The organism is Alcaligenes aquatilis (genome assembly GCF_003076515.1).
Taxonomy (GTDB): Bacteria; Pseudomonadota; Gammaproteobacteria; order Burkholderiales; family Burkholderiaceae_B; genus Alcaligenes; species Alcaligenes aquatilis.
Genome location: NZ_CP022390.1, coordinates 1,513,889 through 1,533,329 on the forward strand (window position 1 = coordinate 1,513,889; position 19,441 = coordinate 1,533,329).

17 protein-coding genes are annotated in these 19,441 nt (G+C 55.0%); 4 read left to right on the forward strand and 13 right to left on the reverse strand.

Annotation, left to right across the window (positions count from 1 at the left end):
- Positions 1–16 precede the first annotated feature (16 nt).
- Positions 17–2,773, forward strand: a complete 2,757-nt coding sequence (gene glnE / locus CA948_RS06975; protein WP_108727665.1) for a bifunctional [glutamate--ammonia ligase]-adenylyl-L-tyrosine phosphorylase/[glutamate--ammonia-ligase] adenylyltransferase — start codon at positions 17–19, stop codon at positions 2,771–2,773.
- Between the two features lie 102 nt (positions 2,774–2,875).
- Positions 2,876–3,574: an epoxyqueuosine reductase QueH gene (locus CA948_RS06980; protein WP_094197084.1), complete on the forward strand. Its 699-nt coding sequence runs from the start codon at positions 2,876–2,878 to the stop codon at positions 3,572–3,574.
- A 376-nt stretch (positions 3,575–3,950) separates the two neighbouring features.
- Here the strand turns inward: CA948_RS06980 and clpB are convergent, their stop codons facing one another.
- Positions 3,951–6,542 (reverse strand): ATP-dependent chaperone ClpB, encoded by a 2,592-nt coding sequence (gene clpB / locus CA948_RS06985; protein ID WP_094197085.1) that lies wholly within the window; start codon positions 6,540–6,542, stop codon positions 3,951–3,953.
- A gap of 324 nt (positions 6,543–6,866) precedes the next feature.
- Here clpB and CA948_RS06990 point away from each other — a divergent pair, with 324 nt between their 5' ends.
- The gene (locus CA948_RS06990; RefSeq protein ID WP_094197086.1) at positions 6,867–7,595 is read left to right on the forward strand and encodes a helix-turn-helix domain-containing protein; all 729 of its coding nucleotides are present in this window, start codon (positions 6,867–6,869) and stop codon (positions 7,593–7,595) included.
- A 141-nt stretch (positions 7,596–7,736) separates the two neighbouring features.
- Here the strand turns inward: CA948_RS06990 and CA948_RS06995 are convergent, their stop codons facing one another.
- From CA948_RS06995 to aceA, 10 genes are all read right to left on the reverse strand, one after another.
- Positions 7,737–7,991, reverse strand: coding sequence for a hypothetical protein (locus tag CA948_RS06995; protein WP_094198378.1), 255 nt, complete (start codon positions 7,989–7,991; stop codon positions 7,737–7,739).
- A gap of 66 nt (positions 7,992–8,057) precedes the next feature.
- Positions 8,058–8,261, reverse strand: a complete 204-nt coding sequence (locus tag CA948_RS07000; protein ID WP_094197087.1) for a FixH family protein — start codon at positions 8,259–8,261, stop codon at positions 8,058–8,060.
- Positions 8,262–8,279: 18 nt separating this feature from the next.
- Positions 8,280–9,779 (reverse strand): cytochrome c oxidase accessory protein CcoG, encoded by a 1,500-nt coding sequence (gene ccoG / locus CA948_RS07005; protein ID WP_094197088.1) that lies wholly within the window; start codon positions 9,777–9,779, stop codon positions 8,280–8,282.
- Positions 9,780–9,816: 37 nt separating this feature from the next.
- Positions 9,817–10,731 (reverse strand): cytochrome-c oxidase, cbb3-type subunit III, encoded by a 915-nt coding sequence (gene ccoP / locus CA948_RS07010; RefSeq protein WP_094197089.1) that lies wholly within the window; start codon positions 10,729–10,731, stop codon positions 9,817–9,819.
- Entirely contained in the window at positions 10,728–10,901 is a 174-nt protein-coding gene (locus CA948_RS07015; RefSeq protein ID WP_094197090.1) for a cbb3-type cytochrome oxidase subunit 3, read from the reverse strand. The genes ccoP and CA948_RS07015 overlap by 4 nt, the downstream gene beginning before the upstream one ends.
- Positions 10,902–11,561, reverse strand: a complete 660-nt coding sequence (gene ccoO / locus CA948_RS07020) for a cytochrome-c oxidase, cbb3-type subunit II (RefSeq protein ID WP_094197091.1) — start codon at positions 11,559–11,561, stop codon at positions 10,902–10,904. It lies immediately after the preceding gene.
- 10 nt (positions 11,562–11,571) lie between these two features.
- Entirely contained in the window at positions 11,572–13,059 is a 1,488-nt protein-coding gene (ccoN, locus tag CA948_RS07025; protein ID WP_094197092.1) for a cytochrome-c oxidase, cbb3-type subunit I, read from the reverse strand.
- A gap of 183 nt (positions 13,060–13,242) precedes the next feature.
- The gene (ccoS, locus tag CA948_RS07030) at positions 13,243–13,428 is read right to left on the reverse strand and encodes a cbb3-type cytochrome oxidase assembly protein CcoS (protein ID WP_094197093.1); all 186 of its coding nucleotides are present in this window, start codon (positions 13,426–13,428) and stop codon (positions 13,243–13,245) included.
- 1 nt (position 13,429) lies between these two features.
- Positions 13,430–14,398, reverse strand: coding sequence for a hypothetical protein (locus tag CA948_RS07035; RefSeq protein WP_162496892.1), 969 nt, complete (start codon positions 14,396–14,398; stop codon positions 13,430–13,432).
- 587 nt (positions 14,399–14,985) lie between these two features.
- Positions 14,986–16,293 carry an isocitrate lyase gene (gene aceA, locus CA948_RS07045; RefSeq protein WP_009455950.1) on the reverse strand — a complete coding sequence of 436 codons (1,308 nt, stop codon included), beginning with the start codon at positions 16,291–16,293 and terminating at the stop codon, positions 14,986–14,988.
- A gap of 308 nt (positions 16,294–16,601) precedes the next feature.
- Between aceA and queF the strand changes: the two genes are divergently transcribed.
- On the forward strand, positions 16,602–17,429 hold the full coding sequence (queF, locus tag CA948_RS07050; protein WP_108727666.1) for an NADPH-dependent 7-cyano-7-deazaguanine reductase QueF: 828 nt from the start codon (positions 16,602–16,604) through the stop codon (positions 17,427–17,429).
- Positions 17,430–17,608: 179 nt separating this feature from the next.
- On the opposite strand, the gene CA948_RS07055 is transcribed toward queF, so the two are convergent.
- Both CA948_RS07055 and pgsA read right to left on the reverse strand, forming a co-directional pair.
- Positions 17,609–18,859 carry an MFS transporter gene (locus CA948_RS07055; protein WP_162496893.1) on the reverse strand — a complete coding sequence of 417 codons (1,251 nt, stop codon included), beginning with the start codon at positions 18,857–18,859 and terminating at the stop codon, positions 17,609–17,611.
- A 5-nt stretch (positions 18,860–18,864) separates the two neighbouring features.
- Positions 18,865–19,437 carry a CDP-diacylglycerol--glycerol-3-phosphate 3-phosphatidyltransferase gene (gene pgsA / locus CA948_RS07060; protein WP_094197097.1) on the reverse strand — a complete coding sequence of 191 codons (573 nt, stop codon included), beginning with the start codon at positions 19,435–19,437 and terminating at the stop codon, positions 18,865–18,867.
- Between the last annotated feature and the right edge of the window lie 4 nt (positions 19,438–19,441).

Below are 19,441 nucleotides of genomic sequence, written 5' to 3' on the forward strand. Positions count from 1 at the left end.
AAAAGCCTCTTATCGTATGAGCCAGTCCATTATATTGAAGCCCGTGATGCAATGGTCCGGCCCCTTGCGTCGAAAAGTAAACGCTCAGCCACAATTTGGGGCGTGGTTGCAAGAGCAAGCCCAGCACCCTGTCACCGCCACACTGATTACGCAATGGTATAGGACTTTACTGCCCGAACCCGATAATGATCGCTTGGCACAAGTGCGTCAGGCCTTGCGCCAACTGCGTGAACGGGTCTTTCTGGTACTGATGATCCGTGATATCAATGGTCTGGCCCCTCTTGAAGAGGTGATGCTGGCCATGAGTAGCCTGGCTGATCTGGCCGTGGCACAAGCGTATGAAACCGTCGCCCGACAACTGGCTGAAGTACACGGTATTCCTAAAAACTCGGAAACTGGCTTACCCCAGGAGATGATTATTTTAGGTATGGGTAAGCTGGGTGGAGGGGAATTAAACGTTTCCTCAGACATTGATCTGATCATGCTCTATGACGAGGACGGTGAGACCGATGGCCGCCGCCCCCTGAGCTATCACGAGTTTTACGGCAAAGTAACCCAGCGCATGATGCCCGTGCTGTCCGATACCGACGCCTTCGGGCAGGTATTTCGCACGGACCTGCGCCTGCGTCCGGACGGGGATTCCGGGCCGCTGGCCTGGAGCATGCAGGCGCTGGAAAACTATCTGGTCAACCAAGGCCGGGAATGGGAACGCTATGCGTGGATCAAGGCCCGCCCTATCAAGGCCCAGGCTTTTGAGGGCAGCCGCAGCGCCGGTGATGTGCATCACTTCGAGGCACTGCGTACCCCTTTTGTGTACCGCAAATATTTTGACTTTGATGCCCTGTCTGCCTTGCGCGGCCTGCGCGAGCGCATTCGCCAGGACTGGACGCGCCGCGCCCTGAACCGCAATGGCGTGGAAACCTGGCACAACATCAAGCTGGGAGACGGTGGGATCCGGGAAATTGAGTTCGTCGTCCAGCTCAATCAGCTGATTCGCGGGGGACGACAGCCTTCCCTGCAAACACCCAGCCTGCACAAAGCATTGCAAGGTCAGTGTGCGGCCGGTCTGCTGGACCAGGAGGTCTGCGACAAGCTGCTGGCCGCTTATACCTTCTTGCGACGTGTCGAACACCGCCTGCAGTATCGCGAGGACGAACAAACCCATTTGCTGCCCCAGGACGAGGAGCTACGCACCGAGCTGGCGGCCACCTTGGGCCTGAGCCTGGCTGATTTCGACGAACAGTTAGGACAGCACAGAAAATTTGTCTCGCACACCTTCCGCAATGCCTTCCGTCTGGCAGGCATGGGCGAAGAAGCCAGTACCGAACCTCCTGCGGCGGCTGCACCCGCCCCCGAAGAAAGCAAGGCAGAGCACGATCAGGCTTTGCAGGAACGCATCGAACAATTGCGTCAGGCTCTGCTAAATAGCCATCGTCTGCGCAGCCTGCCCAATGCCAGCCTGGATCGCGTACAGCGCCTGATCCCCTTGGCCGAGGACTACGCCTGCCGCTCCGAGAACCCGGAAGTCACCGCAACCCGCCTGTTCAACCTGATCGAGCTGATCGCCCAGCGTAGCGCGTATCTGGCTTTGCTGGCCGAGTACCCAGATACGCTAGCCCGCGTTGCCCGAATTGTCTCGGCCAGTCCGTGGGCCGCACAGTATCTGGCTCAATACCCGCTCTTACTGGACAGCCTGATCGAATGGCATTCGCTGATGGAGATTCCGGACTTTGCCGCCCTGTCCGAGCAAATGCGCCGCGATCTTGATGCCTGCCGCTTGCCCGATGGCCAAGCCGATGTCGAACAGCAGATGAACATGATGCGCGACTGGCAGCACCAGATCACGTTCCAATTGCTGGCCCAGGACCTGGAAGGTGTACTGACCGTCGAGGCTCTGGCCGACCAACTCTCGGCTCTGGCCGATATGATGCTGGCCGAGACACTGGAGCGCACCTGGCCTCTGACACGCCCCCGCAGCCTGGGCCCAGAACACGACTCCTCACCGCACTTTGCCGTCATTGCCTACGGCAAGCTGGGGGGCAAGGAAATTGGCTATGCGTCCGACCTGGATCTGGTATTTCTGTACGACGATCCCAGCCAAGACAATGTAGAGCGCTACATCAAGCTGGCGCGCCGCATGACCAGTTGGTTGTCGGCCATGACCTCCTCGGGACGTCTCTACGATATTGACCTGCGTTTACGCCCCGATGGCGATGCCGGTTTGCTGGCTGTCAGCGTGGATGCCTTCGAGCAGTATCAGACGCGGAGTGCCTGGTCCTGGGAGCATCAAGCCATTACCCGTGCCCGTTTCGTGACCGGGGATGCCCAGATCAAAAACCGCTTCGATGACATCCGCCGATCCATCTTATTGATGGAACGGGACCAACGCAAATTACGTGCAGATATTCTGGACATGCGTGACAAGATCAGTGCCGGACACCCCAACCGCAGCGAACTTTTTGACTTGAAGCACGACCGGGGCGGCATGGTGGATGTGGAGTTCATCACCCAGTATCTGGTGCTGTGCCATAGCCGCGAGCATCCCAAACTGCTGGAAAACCTGGGCAATATCGCCTTGCTGGGTATTGCCGCGCAGGCGGGCCTGATCGCGGTCGACCATGCTCAGGAAGTGGCCGATGCCTACCGCGCCCTGCGCCGCCGTCAGCACGCTTTGCGTCTGGAAGGAGCAGAAAAAGCCCGTGTGCCGCAATCTGAGCTGACCCAGGAACGGCAGGCCGTGACACGCCTTTGGGACGAGGTCCTGGGGTACTAAGGCAACAGATTGATTTCACTAAACTTTGCCAAGAATCTACAATAGTCGCATTGATTTATTGTGCGACCGACTCGGGACGCCTTTTTACTCGGATTCAGATTCATGTCCACTCAGCTCAATCGTCCAGTTTTAACCATGCCGGAGAAGCGCGAGAAATTGCTGCTGCACTCCTGCTGCGCCCCCTGTTCGGGCGAGGTGATGGAGGCCTTGCACGCCTCGGGGATTGAATACACCGTTTTTTTCTACAACCCCAATATCCATCCTGTACGCGAGTACGAACTGCGCAAGCAGGAAAACATCCGTTTTGCCGAACAGCACGGCATCGAGTTCATTGACGCCGACTACGACGTAGATAACTGGTTTGAACGTGTACGCGGCCTGGAGCACGCTCCCGAGCGTGGCGAGCGCTGCACGGTCTGCTTTGACATGCGCTTTGAGCGCACGGCCCTCTACGCCCATGAAAATGGCTACGACATCATCTCCAGCGTGCTGGGTATCTCGCGCTGGAAAGACATGAACCAGATCAACGACTGCGGCGAACGCGCCGCAGCCCGTTATCCGGAGATGAAGTACTGGACCTACAACTGGCGCAAAGGGGGCGGCTCGCAACGCATGCTGGAAATCAGCAAACGCGAGAACTTCTATCAGCAGGAGTACTGCGGTTGCGTGTACTCGCTGCGGGACACCAACCGCCACCGCCGCTCGCAAGGCCGCCCTCGTGTCGAGATCGGTGTGAAGTTCTACGGCAAGGACGAACTGGACCTGACACCGCCTCCAGCTCCGGTTCAAGAGAACGCTTAAAAATGGGAATAGGCTGGTGGCTGGATTGATCATCTCACTGGGGCCCATTCCTCTTGAGACCCTAGGCAGGAATGATTTAGAGGCCAGCCGATAGGCACTTAGCCGATTAACCTCCGCCTACGACACGGAATATCAGCATTCATCTAGATGCTGACGGTCAAGCGATCAAACCACTTCAATCCAAAACACCATCGCCTAGTCTCAAAGTCACGTGTTCCAAATAGCAATGAGCACAAAAAAACCGCCTTGGATTTCCAAGGCGGTTTTTCTTTACAACGTCGATGACGAGGTGCAACACGGCAGCCTACTTTAAAACCTCAACTTGAGTGACGCATTAAGCAATCCGGTAGCACCGTCGCCATCAAAGCCCTGCTGATTACTGGATACTGCGGGTGAACGTAAACTCGCCGTCCTTCCAGTCCACAGGCACCACGTCTTTAGGACCAAAGCGGCCTTCCAGGATCAGGCGTGCCACCGGGTTCTCAATATACTGCTGAATAGCACGTTTCAAAGGACGGGCACCGAACACAGGATCGAACCCGGCCTTGGCCAACTGCGCCAAAGCAGCGTCGCTCACTTCCAGATGCATGTCACGCTGAGCCAGGCGCTGATCCAGACGTTCAAGCTGGATACGAGCAATGGACTCGATGTGTTCTGCTTCCAGACTGTGGAACACCACCACCTCGTCGATACGGTTCAGGAACTCGGGGCGGAAATGCTGTTTCACTTCTTCCCACACCACTTCCTTGATCACATCGTAAGGCTCACCCGACAAACGCTGGATATGCTGCGAACCCAGGTTGGAGGTCATGATGATCACCGTGTTGCGAAAGTCCACCGTACGGCCCTGGCCATCGGTCAAACGACCATCGTCCAGCACCTGCAAGAGCACGTTAAAGACGTCGGGGTGTGCTTTCTCTACCTCGTCCAGCAAAATCACCGAATAAGGTTTGCGACGCACGGCCTCGGTCAGGTAACCGCCCTCTTCATAGCCCACGTAGCCGGGAGGCGCCCCGATCAAACGAGCCACCGAGTGTTTCTCCATGAATTCGCTCATATCGATGCGAATCATGTGATCCTCGGAGTCAAAGAGGAAGTTGGCCAATGCTTTGGTCAGCTCGGTCTTACCCACACCGGTTGGCCCCAGGAACAAGAAGGAACCATACGGGCGGGAAGGGTCAGACAGACCCGCACGCGAGCGACGGATAGCATCCGACACCAAACGTACCGCTTCACCTTGGCCGACCACACGCTTGTGCAGGTAGTCTTCCATTTGCAAGAGCTTTTCACGCTCGCCCTGCATCATCTTGGACACAGGAATACCGGTTGCACGTGAGACCACTTCCGCGATTTCCTCGGCACCGACCTGCGTGCGCAGCAAGCGAGGTTTGTCCTGATCGGCCTTGTCCATATTGGCTTCGGCCGCTTTCAGGCGCTCTTCCAGCTCGGGCAGCTTGCCGTACTGCAGCTCAGCCAATTTATCGAACTGGCCCTTGCGTTGCAGCTCAGCCATTTCGGCACGAACTTTCTCGATTTCCTCTTTAACAACTTGCGAGCCCTGAACCGCCGCTTTTTCGGCTTTCCAGATCTCTTCATAGTCGTTGTACTCGCGCTGCAGCTTTTCCATCTCGTCATTGATGGCCTGCAAACGACGCTGAGAGGCTTCATCCGTGTCCTTGATGACGGCTTCACGCTCGATCTTCAACTGAATGATGCGGCGATCCAGCTTATCCATGACCTCGGGCTTGGAGTCAATCTCCATACGGATACGGGCAGCGGCCTCATCGATCAGGTCAATGGCCTTATCGGGCAGGAAGCGGTCCGTAATGTAACGCTGCGACAGCTCGGCCGCAGCCACAATGGCCGGGTCGGTAATCGCCACACCATGGTGCAGCTCGTAGCGCTCCTGCAAACCACGCAGGATCGCAATAGTGGACTCCATGTCCGGCTCGTTAACCAGCACCTTCTGGAAACGACGCTCCAAAGCGGCATCCTTCTCGATGTACTGGCGGTACTCGTTCAGCGTGGTGGCACCAATACAATGCAGTTCACCGCGCGACAAGGCCGGTTTGAGCATGTTGCCGGCATCCATCGCACCTTCGGCCTTGCCGGCGCCCACCATGGTGTGCAGCTCGTCAATAAAGACAATGGTTTTGCCATCGTCCTTGGACAGCTCTTTCAAGACAGCTTTCAGACGCTCTTCAAATTCGCCACGGTACTTGGCACCGGCCAGCAAAGCAGCCAGGTCCAACACCAGAACGCGCTTGCCCTTCAGGGTTTCAGGCACTTCGTTGTTCACGATACGCTGCGCCAAACCTTCCACGATGGCGGTCTTACCCACCCCAGGTTCACCAATGAGAACAGGGTTGTTCTTGGTACGGCGCTGCAGAATCTGGATCGTGCGGCGAATTTCGTCATCACGGCCAATAACCGGGTCCAACTTGCCCAGACGAGCACGCTCGGTCAAGTCAGTGGTGTATTTGTCCAAGGCCTCACGATTGCTGTCACCTTCAGCGTCACTCACATTGGCACCACCGCGTACGGCTTCAATGGCCGCCTCCAGCGCACGGCGCTGCAAACCCGCATCGCGCAAAGCACGACCGGTTTCGCCTTTATCATCGGCCAGGGCCAGCAAGAACAATTCACTGGCAATATAAGTATCACCGCGTTGAGCGGCTTCCTTGTCGGTTTTAGCCAAAGCGGCTTGCAAGGCCGAACTGAGCTGCTGCTGACCTTCCGCCCCTTGCACCTTGGGCAGATTGGAGATCAGGCGGTTAAGCTCGTTTTCCAGGCGGGGAATGGCAACGCCCGCACGAGCCAGCAAACTGCCTGTGCCTGAATCGGCATCAGCCAGCAAGGCGACCAGTACGTGGGCGGGTTCCAAATAGGGATTGTCTTCGCGAACAGCCAGGCTCTGCGCATCGGCTAGAGCCTGTTGAAACTTCGTTGTCAATTTATCGATTCGCATAGAATTTTCACTTGAGAAAATATGCGAGAAGCTAAAGCAAACAGTTACTAAATACTGCTTGCCCAGATTTCGCAACAAATAACAGGATGAATTGAAGATGAGGACAAAAACCAAGTATTCAAGTGTTTAGATCGCTTTTAAACAACAGCATGCCAAGAGCAGTATTACCGCGCTGTACCCGGCATGGACAGCCGTTTCACGTGTGACAAGAGCCTTAAGAACTAAACATATTAAGGATTAGCGGGAATACCAACCAATAAAAAGCTACAATTACACTTGATTTGACTCAAAGATTTAGCGTTTCGCCATCTGACATTATTCCTTATGCAAAAACGTATCTCGGTTACCGCTGACTCCATACGCTGCTCCAGCTGTATGCTCAATGAGGTGTGTCTACCTCTTGGGATGCCTAAGCACGAAATGGAGCGGTTGGACGAATTAGTCAAGGAGCGCATCCGCATCCCTAAGGGCGGCGTGCTGTTTCGACTGGCCGACTCAGTCGAAGGAATCTATGGTCTGCGCTCTGGTTCGATCAAGATGCAGCTGGAAGATTCCACTGGCCACATTCAGATTACGGGTTTTTTATTACCAGGAGAAATCCTGGGCATGGACAGCCTGGTTGAAAATCGGCATGTTTCCCATGCCATCGCCTTGGAAGACAGCGAAGTCTGTGTGATTCGCCTTGATGATCTGGACCGCCTGTCGGCCCAGTTGCCTATATTGCAACAACAGTTCCGTCGCCTGATGAGCAAGGAAATCAACCGCGCCCATCAGTTGATGATGACCTTGGCTGGACTGCGCTCCGAACAGCGCCTGGCTGCCTTCTTGCTGAACCTGTCCCAGCGTCTATCACTGCTGGGCTACTCCCCTTACGAGTTCATTCTGCGCATGAGCCGCGAAGAAATCGGCAACTTCCTGGGCCTGACGCTGGAAACCGTCAGCCGCCTGTTCTCACGCTTTGCACGCGAAGGTCTGCTGAAAATCTCTCAGCGCGAAGTCCACTTGCTGGATCTGGCCGCCCTGCGCTCTCTGGCAGGCACGGAGTGCGATTGAGCCTCATGGCTGCTGCCTAGGCCTCAAACAGGCTGCTGAACGTCTTTACAGCCCACTATACCGCTCCCCAGCACCCAAGCCCACACAAAAAAAGCACATGCAATTTGCATGTGCTTTTTTATCGTTTGGTGCTTGTCAGAATCAGTCCAGACTATCTGCCGGTTCAGCCAATACCGCTGGCGAACCGGCCGACATATACAAGCTAAGCGCGCACGCTACTGCAACGGCCAACCAAAACAGAAAAAACGCCACCGTATAAAAGGTCAGTCGATCTACTTGCATATGTCCAAGCACAACGATGTCCAACGGGTCTACCAAAGCAAACACAATTGCACTGAGCACCCCGGCGACCAGGAATGAAGGCCACAGTATCCACATCAACGATCGGATGGTCATTCGTACCCCCTTCTTGAACGGAAACATACTTCTCTCAACCCTAGCGTAACGGTGAATCGATTACGTTTAGCGCTGCTCAGGGGCAGGCTCTACCTTGCTGACAACCAGACCCTGCTTGACCCCCCCGTCCGTAATCCCTTGATTACTGAAATTCTGAAAGGCCAAGACAATCGTAATGACGCAGCCCACAATAGCCAGAGCTGGCCCTGCCATCAACAACCATGGCCACGGCTCGCGCCACCAGGGTCCACTGTCCTTTGATTCGTCCATGTTTTGCTCTTTATAAAATTACTGAGGAATGTAAAAACTACTGCGTTCGTTCACGTAGGTCTTGCGGCCCCCGTCGTGCTCGCCTACCGCCTGAATAGAAATATCATACAGGCCCGGCTTGGCACTACTAATTGGGACTTGCACCACGACCGGCAACAGTCTATTGCCTGCAGGCGCCACATGAATGTGATCCTGGCCGTTCTCGGTCAAATGAATGCGCGCGCCTTCCAGACCTGTGACGGACAACTGCAGCTCCATAGCCTCTTCCGAGGTATTGATCACTTGTAGACGGAACACGTTTTCAATCATGCCGCCGGGCACTTCGCGCCCCAGCGCGCCACGATCACGAATCACGTCCACGCGCATGGGCGTACGGGTCGCCAAGGTGTAGACGAAAGCACCACAAATGACGGCCAGGATCAGGATGTAAGACAACACGCGCGGTCGCAGCATGCGACGTCGCACCTGAGACTGCGTCATGCGTTCCTTGATGGCACGCTCTGAGGTGTAGCGGATCAGGCCTTTTTCGTAGCCCATCTTATCCATGACCTGGTCACAGACGTCCACACAGGCACCACAGCCGATACACATGTACTGCAAGCCATCACGAATATCGATACCGGTCGGACAGACCTGAACGCAGAGGCTGCAGTCCACACAGTCGCCCATGCCGGCTTCTTTGTGGTCAATCTTGCGAGATCGGCCACCACGGGTTTCACCCCGCACGAAGTCGTAGGTCACCACAAAGGTATCGCTGTCCACCATGGCACTTTGGAAACGTGCGTAGGGGCACATGTACTTACAGACGGCCTCGCGCATGAAACCGGCATTACCCCAGGTGGCAAAGGCGTAGAACAAGAGCCAAAACCACTGCCAAGGGCCCAGGGACAGAGCGATCAGCTCGCCGCCCAGTTCGCGGATAGGAGCGAAGTAGCCAATAAAGGTAAAGCCGGTCCACAAAGCAATCACGACCCACAGAAAGTGTTTGGTGGCTTTGAGCCGTAATTTACGAGCGTTCCAGGCCTGTTCATCCAGACGGATACGCGCCAGACGATCCCCTTCCACCTTGCGCTCGACCCACATGAAAATCTCTGTGTAGACCGTCTGCGGACAGGCGTAGCCACAAAACAAGCGGCCCGCCATAGCGGTGAAAAGGAATAAAGAGAAAGCAGATATCAGAAGCAGCACCGTCAGGTAAATAACGTCCTGGGGCCACAAAATCATGCCAAAGATATAGAACTTGCGTTCCAGCAGGTCAAACAGCACGGCCTGACGGCCATGCCATTCCAACCAGGGCAGACCATAGAAAATGATCTGCGTGAAATACACCATCCAGATCCGCCAACGGGCGAACACGCCCTTGACGGATCGTGGATAGATTTTGCTACGAACATCGACCAGCGCCTTCTCGACTTGCGGAGAGGTTCCACCCGCTCCCTTGGTGTTACGTGGAGGTTGCCACTTGGGCACAGTTCCCTGCGCATTATCAGCGCTGGGTTGGGAAGAATCACTACTCATTGCATGTCCTGAAGACGTCAGATCAATTTAAAAGACATTAGTTAGCCTGGGTCGGCGCGGGATTGGACAAGCCCCAAACCCAGCCCGCCAGCAACCGGATCTGCTCTGGCGTCAATGCTCCTTTTTGTGCCGGCATCTGGTTCGTGCGGCCCTGCAGCACCGTCTGAACGATAGTGGCCTCGGAACTGCCATACAACCAATAATCGTCCGTCAGGTCAGGCGCTCCCATCAGCGTATTACCTTTGGCATCCGCGCCGTGGCAGGCAAAACATGCGCTGTCGTACACACGTTTGCCCGCAACCAGACGCAAAGGATCTGCCGCCAGACCAGACAAAGAACGCACATACTGAGCGACGTCCGATGCTTCAGCCGGGCTGAACTGGGACTGTGGCGGCATAATGCCGGTACGGCCTTCGGTAATGGTGTACAGAATCGCATCGGGCTCGCCACCCCACAACCAGGCTTTGTTGGCCAGGTTAGGGAAGCTTGGGGAGCCTTGGGCATCCGAACCGTGACACTGGGCGCAATTGTTCAGGAACAAACGCTGGCCAATTTCACGCGCTTGCGGATCATGAGCAATCTCTTCAATGGGCATTTCGCGGTAACGAGCGTACACAGGCTCCAGACGCTCATTAATTTCGGCCTGTTGCTGCTTGACCTGCTGACCAGCGGTAAAGCCCAAAGTCCCCTTGAAGCTACCCAAACCGGGATACAGCACCAGATAACCCAATGCAAACACACACAGGCCGATGTACATCACCGTCCACCAGCGAGGCACAGGTGTATTCAGTTCGGTCAGGTCACCGTCCCAGACGTGGCCAGTATCTTCCACGTCCACTGTTTTGCCCAGAAATGCGCGCTGGGTAAAGAGCAGCCACAAACAAAATATGATGCCAAGCAAGGCGATGCCGGAGATCCAAAGGCTCCAGCCACTATTAAAAAAGTCACTCATTCGGAACCCCCAGGGTTTTTATCGTTGCTTCCCTCGTCGGGCAAGGCGAAAGGCAGAAGCGCTGCTTCTTCGTTGGCCTGGCGGCGTCCCCGAGAGAACGCCCACCAGCAAATGCCAAGGAAGGTCGCCATCGCCAAAGCAGTCATAACACCGTTGATGATGGCTACCATTTAGAAGCTCCCCTGCTCCACAGCCTTGGCAGCTGCGTCGCGACTGGCCACACCCAAGCCCTGCAGATAAGCGACGACCGCGTCTTCCTCGGTCTTGCCTATCAATTGTTCGGGTGCGGCATCAATTTGTTCCTGTGTGTAAGGCACACCCAACTTACGCAGCACATTCATACGGTCCTGGATATTTGCGCCTTCCACCGAGTTTTTCTGCAGCCAAGGGTAGGCAGGCATATTGGACTCTTTCACTACATTGCGTGGATTGCGCAGGTGAATGCGGTGCCACTCGTCGTTGTAACGCTGACCCACACGAGCCAAATCCGGGCCGGTACGCTTGGAACCCCACAGGAAGGGGTAGTCGTACACCGACTCACCAGCCAGCGAATAAGGACCATAGCGTTGTACTTCAGACTGCAACATACGGATCTGCTGGGAGTGACAGCCTACACAACCCTCGCGGATGTAGATGTCACGCCCCATCAGGCGCAAGGGCTCGTAAGGCTCGACCCCTTCAGTGGGCTGTGTGGTCGAGTGCTGAAAAAACAAAGGAACGATTTGTACCAGGCCCGCGAAGGAAATCACCAAAATACTCAGAATAATCAGCAGCCCGGTATTTCTCTCGATCGTGGCATGAGAAAAGCGTTTATTAGTGTCATTAGCCATGATTTACTCCTTAGGCCAGCAAGGTGGTTTGGCCCACCAGTGCTGGGTCGCGGGCATCCGGGTTTTTCAGAGGCACAACAGGGTTGATATCTTTTTGACCTGCACGAATGGTCAGGAACACGTTCCAGGACATGAGCAAGATACCGGCCACAAAGAAGGCGCCGCCCAAAGCACGGATTGCGTAGAAGGGATAAGTCGCCTTCACGACTTCCACAAAGCTGTACGTCAAGGTGCCATCCACACTGGTAGCACGCCACATCAGGCCTTGCATGACACCGGCAATCCACATCGCGGCGATATACAGCACGACGCCCAGAGTCGCCAGCCAGAAGTGCAGGTCGATCAGACGAGGACGAGCCATTTCCGTGCGGCCGTACAAACGTGGGATCAGGTAATACAAGGAACCGAAGGTAATCATGGCAACCCAGCCCAGCGCACCAGAGTGCACGTGGCCCACTGTCCAGTCGGTGTAGTGCGACAGCGCGTTGACCGTACGGATAGCCATCATGGAACCTTCAAAGGTGGACATGCCGTAGAAGGACAGGGCCACAACCATGAACTTCAGAATCGCATCAGTACGCAGCTTATGCCAAGCACCCGACAAGGTCATGATGCCGTTGATCATACCGCCCCAAGAAGGAGCCAGCAGAATCAAGGAAAACGCCATGCCCAGCGATTGCGTCCAGTCTGGCAAGGAGGTGTACAGCAGGTGGTGAGGACCGGCCCACATGTATGTAAAGCCCAGGGCCCAGAAGTGGACAATGGACAAGCGGTAGGAATAGATAGGACGGTTGGCCTGTTTGGGGATGAAGTAGTACATCATGCCCAGGAAAGACGTGGTCAGGAAAAAGCCCACGGCGTTATGACCATACCACCACTGAACCATGGCGTCCTGCACACCGGCGTAAGCCGAGTAGGACTTCATGAAGCTGACAGGCAATTCCAGGTTATTGAAAATATGCAGGACAGCGATCGTGACAATGTAAGAGCCAAAAAACCAGTTGGCCACATAAATATGACGCACGCGGCGCTTGACGATCGTGCCAAAGAACACAATAGCGTAGGCCACCCAGACCAGCGTAATCAGGATGTCGATGGGCCATTCCAGCTCAGCATACTCTTTGGAGCTGGTGTAACCCATAGGCAAGGTAATGACCGCTGCCACCAGCACGGCCTGCCAACCCCAAAAGGTAAAGGCAGCCAGCTTATCGCAGAACAAACGGGCCTGACAGGTACGCTGTACCACATAGTAGGAAGTGGCAAACAAGCCAGTTCCACCAAAGGCAAAAATCACAGCGTTCGTATGCAGTGGACGTAAACGTCCAAAACTAAGCCACGGTGTGTCGAAATTGAGTTCTGGCCAAATCAACTGCAAGGCAATAAAAAGGCCTATTGCCATGCCGATGACGCCCCAAAATACGGTCATGATGGTGAACTGCCTCACAATCCCGTAATTGAAGACTTCGGCGTTATTTCCGACTGCATCGGAAGTGCCCATTTGCTTCCCCTAAACAAACATTGTTAATACAAGCGACAACAAGCTACATCATCCCGCAAGTCGATAAACTGCTACTTGATGCTTATCAAAAAACATCGGAAAGCACGCGTTCACGCGTGTTTCCGCCCTGCAGACTGTGTGTCGCCGACCATTTGCAGGGCTAAAAAAACAAAACAGTAAGAATCAGGTATCAGGTGGACGCTCTGCGCCCGACAGACCCGCAGTGGAGTCGTCGTCCAGCAAGATGGAATCAGCTGCGTTGCCCGTATCCTCAAACTGGCCGGCAAAAATTGCCCACCAGAAAGACACGCCGATAACAATGACTAGAAAAATGGAGATGGGGATCAGGACCAGCAACGAGCCAAACATCTCAGCCCTGCCTTGCTGCTGGAGCGGTCCACTGGGCCGGTACCTCGCGGCTGCGGCTGCGATAGATACGCCAAGAGTTGGCCGCAACAGCCAAAGAGGACACCAGCATAGTGACGGCAGCCAGCCAAGGGGCCACAATACCCAAGGCGGCCAGGGGTGTCATCAGCAGATGCCAGACTATGGAACCGTACAGGTTTTGACGGGCGATGCGGCCCGTTTGCTGGGTCAGCTGTACAACTTCAAACTCGCTTTTGGCGGGTCGAGCCAGCAAGCCAGCATGCGCCGAGGCAACAGCTGAAGGAACCGACATAGACATAGCACAGGGACAGCTCATGACCAGCATGGCGACCACCACCGGAACGACATGCGAGGGGTCCATCCAGTACCAAACCAAGCCAAAGGCGGCGGCCAACACCAACTGGATACTGACAAACCAGAAAGCCAAGGTATTGGCATGGCCTGTGACGGACTGACGAAAGCGTTCAATCAGGTCATGGGAGGCGGACTGCGTCACCGACTGGCGCGCGCACAGCTCCAGATAACGGGCCGTCAACAAAAAGGCCACGAACATCGTGACCGAGTCGTAATACACCTCGCCCTGCTGCGTCCAGGTGTTATAGACGCTAGGTAGGAAGGCGCCAACAATACCCAAGGCCACGGGCACATCCATGCCTACGCGACCTTCGGACAAGCTTTTGACAGCCCCCTTCAAGATGGGCCAGGCACAGTACAGAACAACGGGCATGGTCAAGCACAGACCGGCCCAGTTCATGAGCACAATGACTTGCGAGAGAGATTCAATATCTTCAGCGCGAGTGCTGAAGGAGCGCATATAGCCGGGAAAAGCAAACATCATCACCTGCATGGCGGCCAGCCAGGACAGACCCAAACGGGCTAATGTGTGCCGCCGGCGTGACCGTTGCTCATCAGTGAGAGGCTTTGGGAGGGAAAAAATCGAATATGCGCGCATGAAAGGACTATAAGCCACTGATATTTCTTCATTCTTGATTTAAATCAATACGACTTTGTTTGGATCCTATATCGTTGTCCATATGCATCTTGTTCAGGCCGTTCCCCCCCCAACACGGCGCTAACTGTTCAATGCTTTCAAGGCTGCTTATTAGCAGCCTTTTTTTTATTCCCAAGCGCAAGGTGGAACAACGATTTTGCATTGGCTAATTACGCCTTGCGCGGCCAAAGTCTAGCACGCCTTTTCTCTATGCAAACGGCTTGATTTTCAAGGATTTTTATCACGAAATGATGCTGCAGCGCGAATGCAAATCAATTCATGAAAGCTTGAATCCTGAATTTAACAATACGCAGGCTTTGCCAGCCACGTCGCAAGCCTTTTCAGGCCTGTTTTCTGCTTCCTTTTCGATACTTTCAAAGTCTGTTCAAAACCCCTTCCAATAAATATCAAGCCTTCAAATTTGATATTTGAAATATGTAGCTTTTAAGCAAAAAAGTGGCACCCAAACAAAAAGCAGCCCACCGACTGGAGCGTACGGTGGGCTGCCTGCAACCAGAAAAGGGGCTATCTACCCTTCCCTGTCCTGCTTATGCCTCGGAGGGCGCGAACTGCTCGGCTTCTGTAGAGCCGGCCAGCGCGGTCGTCGAGGACTTACCGGCTTCAACTGTCTGAGTGACAGCGTCAAAGTAGCCTGTACCCACTTCGCGCTGGTGTTTCACAGCGGTAAAGCCCAGCGGTGCAGCGGCGAACTCCTTTTCCTGCAATTGAACGAAGGCGCTCATCTGGTTGCGGGCGTAGCCGTGAGCCAGTTCAAACATGCCGTAATTCAGTGCGTGGAAGCCAGCCAGAGTGATGAACTGGAACTTGTAGCCCATGGCACCCAGTTCGCGCTGGAACTTGGCAATGGTGGCGTCATCCAGGTTCTTCTTCCAGTTGAACGATGGCGAGCAGTTGTAGGACAGCAGCTTGCCAGGGAACTGACGGTGAATAGCTTCGGCAAAGCGGCGAGCGTATTCCAGATCCGGCGTGGAGGTTTCGCACCAGACCAGGTCGGCGTAAGGAGCGTAGGCCAGACCACGGGCAATGGCTTGGTCCAGACCAGCACGGGTGCGGTAGAAACCTTCAACCGTACGCTCATCCAGAATGAAGGGGCGATCGTACTCGTCCACATCGCTGGTGATCAGGTCGGCTGCGTCTGCATCGGTACGGGCAACCAGAATCGTGGGAACGTCCAGAACGTCAGCGGCCAGACGAGCAGCCACCAGCTTGGAGATGGCCTCACGAGTTGGCACCAGCACCTTGCCACCCAAGTGACCACACTTCTTGGCCGAAGCCAACTGGTCCTCGAAGTGAACGCCAGCAGCGCCAGCCACAATCATGGCTTTCATCAGTTCAAATGCATTGAGCACGCCACCGAAACCGGCTTCCGCATCAGCCACGATAGGAGCAAAGTAATCCACGTAGCCTTCATCGCCTGGGTTCACCCCTTCCATCCACTGGATCTGATCACAGCGGGCCAGCGAGTTGTTGATGCGGCGCACCACGGAGGGCACCGAGTTAACGGGGTACAGCGATTGGTCAGGGTACATTTCGCCGGCGCTGTTGGCATCGCCAGCCACTTGCCAGCCCGACAAGTAAATCGCTTTCAAACCGGCCTTGACCTGTTGCATGGCCTGGTTACCCGTCAGGGCGCCCAGCGCATTGACAAAGGGTTCCTGATTGATGGACTGCCACAGACGTTCTGCGCCACGGCGAGCCAGAGTGTGCTCCTCGACCAGAGAACCACGCAAACGAATGACTTCCTCAGCGGTGTAACCACGCTTAATACCTTGCCAGCGTGGATCTTCTGCCCAGCGTTTTTGCAAGTTGCGGATCTCAGTTTCTCGAGCATTCATGATGGACTCCTAAGATGGATTTAACAGTGAACAAGATGACTACAGTCTACCCAAATGCTGCATCGCAACCATGTTTTCTATCTTATATAAGAGTAATTATTTTTTTGTTTTAAATCATATAGATAAATAATTAATTTCGAGATATGAAACTACTTACCTGTTTGTGAAATGAAAAACTGTGCGGCGCGACAGCCGTTTTTTGCATACTGAGACAGGGATTTCACAATGTGGGATAATCGCCTTTATACCGCCCGGTGAGCGCCTGCTCGCTGCACCGGTTTCCTTATCTATTTCTGCAATACCCGCCAATGAGCAACACCTCCCCACTTAAAGACTCGCCTCTTGGGCACGATGTGGTTTATCCCACACGGTACGATCCCAGCGTCCTGTTTGGCATTGAGCGCTCCCTGAACCGGCAGACACTACGCGTTCCGGAACAATGGCATGGTGCCGATATCTGGAATGGCTACGAAATTTCCTGGCTCAACCCAAAAGGCAAGCCCGTCGTCGCTCTGGCGCGGTTTGTCATTCCCTGGAACAGCCCACGCATCATCGAGTCCAAGTCGTTCAAGCTTTACCTGAACTCGTTTAATGATGAGGTTGTGGAAGACATAGCCAGTCTTGTGCAGCGTATGGAGCAAGACTTAAGCGCGGTTGCCGGTGCCGCCGTCAACGTGACGCTGATTCCGCTCAGCGCCTTGAATGGTCAGCCTATTGCCCAGTTGGAAGGCCACTGCATTGATGAGCTGGATATCAGTATTCAGGACTACACGCCACAAAGTGGCTTGCTTCAATGCCTACCAGACGCCCCCATCGTGACCGAGTCTCTGGTCTCTGATTTGCTCAAGTCCAATTGCCCTGTCACCGGCCAGCCCGACTGGGGCAGCGTGCAAGTGCGTTACACCGGCCCGCAGATTGATCCTGCTTCCTTATTGCGCTATATCGTTTCGCTGCGCCGTCACACCGAGTTCCATGAACATTGCGTGGAGCGTCTGTACAGCGATATTCAGCAAAGCTGCCAGCCCGAGCGTTTGCTGGTGCACGCCCGTTACACCCGCCGCGGAGGCCTGGATATCAACCCCTGGCGCAGCAGCCATGCGGATAGCGTGCAAGAGCCACGACTGGCGCGCCAGTGATCACACTATAAAGATGCACTCAAACCAGAAAGGCCAATGTGCTTTTCTGGTTTCACAGTGCCAAGCTCCACACTAAGACACGACAAGGCCAAGCAAGGCAAGAAAAAGCCCCAAAAACCGATCAAGTTTTTGGGGCTTTCTTTTATGACCGCATCAGACGGTCATCATTGCAAAGTGCATCAGGATTTAGTCGCGCGACTTACTGTCGAGGCCACATACACAGCCAAGCCAGCCGCCGTCCAATACCCGATGGCCGCACCGTACCAGGGAGCCTGAGTCAAACCCACATCCAAGAGCAAGCCAAAGCCCACGGGCGCCAGAGAAGAACCGACGTCCATGCCGGAGTACACCAGGCCATAGACAGCGCCAGTAGAACCTTTGGGGGTGACACGACGTATCAGCATGTCGCGCGATGGTGAAGCGATGCCCGAGCAGAAACCAGCCGCCCCCACCACGAACAAGGCCAGGGAAGGCATGATCCAACCTGCGCCCAGCACCAACAGCAAAGCCCCGGATACGCATAGAGACACAAACACAATCACTTCAGAGCGCGGTGTGGTGGAAGCAATGAAGCCACCGACAAACATGCCCGCCGCCGAGGCCAGCATAAAACCGGACAAGGCCGTGCCTGCCACCACCTTATCAATGCCGTACGTGTTATGCAGCATGGGAATAGTGTAGTTTTGCACGACCGCCATCGCCGCTGTGGCAAAGGCAAAGAAAAGGAAGGCGCCCCATAAGGAGGGACGCGACAGCAAGGTAGACAGTGTCGTCCAGACCGATTCCTTGCTTTGTGGACGAGCCGGCGCCGCACCCGAGGCTGTACGCCCCGCCAAGGCATCCCGGTTTATCAGTACCAACACCAACACAGCCGCAATCAAGGCCGCCGCCGACAATACGGCAACACGCCAGTTGAAATAAATGGTCAGCGTCGTAATAAAGACAGGCGTCAAAGCCCAGCCCAGATTTCCTGTCAAGCCATGGGCGCTAAACGCGTGCCCCAGACGAGCCGAGCTGACACGATGGTTAAGAATGGAGTAGTCCACGGGATGAAACACCGCATTACCTACCCCACCAATCAATGCAGCCGCCAGCAGCATGCCGTAGCCATTGGCCATGCCAATCAGCAAAGCAGCGACTACAAAACAGGACAAGCCCACTTTCAGAACCGGCAAAGCGCCGATACGATCAACCAGAAAGCCCGAGGAGGCCTGTCCAAAGCAGGAGACCAGATAAAAGGTGGTGACCAGCCCACCCAGCTTCAGGAAGTCGTACCCGAACTCCTGCCCCAAAGCGATGTAAAGCGTAGGCAAAATCAGTTGGAAAAAATGCGAACTGGCGTGCGCAATACCGATAACACCGATCACCTGCCAGTCCTGTGAACCGTCAGGCCCCGCCCCGTCCAGCGTTCTTGTTGATGAATTAGTCATTGGTCTTAACGTTGCTTTTTCTTGATCTCCGGCCAGGCCTTCTGCAAGTAATAGCACATGGACCAGACCGTCAGGACCGCAGCAACAATAATCAGGGCTTGCCCAATGATCCGTGTCGGCAAGCCCATGACGGGCGACCAGTACAGCAGACAAGGGATGGCAACCATTTGCGCGGCGGTTTTGAATTTACCCAAGCGATGAACAGCCACACTACCACTGGCGCCAATCTTGGCCATCCATTCCCTCAGTGCCGAAATGGTAATTTCACGCCCAATGATGATCAGGGCGATAAACGCATCCACACGGCCAAGATCGAGCAAAACCAATAACGCGGCGCTGACCATGAGTTTGTCCGCAACCGGATCCAGGAAGGCCCCGAACGAGGAGGTCTGGTTCCAGCGACGAGCTAGCCAACCATCAAACCAATCCGTCGCGGCGGCCACGATAAATACGGAGGCCGCCCACAGATCGCGTGTCTCCATGCTCAGCCAACTGGCTGGCAGATAAAACAAGGCAACGATCAGCGGAATCAGGACGATGCGAAGCCACGTCAGGGCTATGGGCAGATTAAAAGGCATAGCT

Coding starts and splice junctions, on each gene's coding strand:
- glnE (WP_108727665.1), top strand. CDS start 17: ATGAGCCAGTCCATTATATTGAAGCCCGTGATGCAATGGTCCGGCCCC.
- CA948_RS06980 (WP_094197084.1), top strand. CDS start 2,876: ATGTCCACTCAGCTCAATCGTCCAGTTTTAACCATGCCGGAGAAGCGC.
- clpB (WP_094197085.1), bottom strand. CDS start 6,542: ATGCGAATCGATAAATTGACAACGAAGTTTCAACAGGCTCTAGCCGAT.
- CA948_RS06990 (WP_094197086.1), top strand. CDS start 6,867: ATGCAAAAACGTATCTCGGTTACCGCTGACTCCATACGCTGCTCCAGC.
- CA948_RS06995 (WP_094198378.1), bottom strand. CDS start 7,991: ATGACCATCCGATCGTTGATGTGGATACTGTGGCCTTCATTCCTGGTC.
- CA948_RS07000 (WP_094197087.1), bottom strand. CDS start 8,261: ATGGACGAATCAAAGGACAGTGGACCCTGGTGGCGCGAGCCGTGGCCA.
- ccoG (WP_094197088.1), bottom strand. CDS start 9,779: ATGAGTAGTGATTCTTCCCAACCCAGCGCTGATAATGCGCAGGGAACT.
- ccoP (WP_094197089.1), bottom strand. CDS start 10,731: ATGAGTGACTTTTTTAATAGTGGCTGGAGCCTTTGGATCTCCGGCATC.
- CA948_RS07015 (WP_094197090.1), bottom strand. CDS start 10,901: ATGGTAGCCATCATCAACGGTGTTATGACTGCTTTGGCGATGGCGACC.
- ccoO (WP_094197091.1), bottom strand. CDS start 11,561: ATGGCTAATGACACTAATAAACGCTTTTCTCATGCCACGATCGAGAGA.
- ccoN (WP_094197092.1), bottom strand. CDS start 13,059: ATGGGCACTTCCGATGCAGTCGGAAATAACGCCGAAGTCTTCAATTAC.
- ccoS (WP_094197093.1), bottom strand. CDS start 13,428: ATGTTTGGCTCGTTGCTGGTCCTGATCCCCATCTCCATTTTTCTAGTC.
- CA948_RS07035 (WP_162496892.1), bottom strand. CDS start 14,398: ATGCGCGCATATTCGATTTTTTCCCTCCCAAAGCCTCTCACTGATGAG.
- aceA (WP_009455950.1), bottom strand. CDS start 16,293: ATGAATGCTCGAGAAACTGAGATCCGCAACTTGCAAAAACGCTGGGCA.
- queF (WP_108727666.1), top strand. CDS start 16,602: ATGAGCAACACCTCCCCACTTAAAGACTCGCCTCTTGGGCACGATGTG.
- CA948_RS07055 (WP_162496893.1), bottom strand. CDS start 18,859: ATGACTAATTCATCAACAAGAACGCTGGACGGGGCGGGGCCTGACGGT.
- pgsA (WP_094197097.1), bottom strand. CDS start 19,437: ATGCCTTTTAATCTGCCCATAGCCCTGACGTGGCTTCGCATCGTCCTG.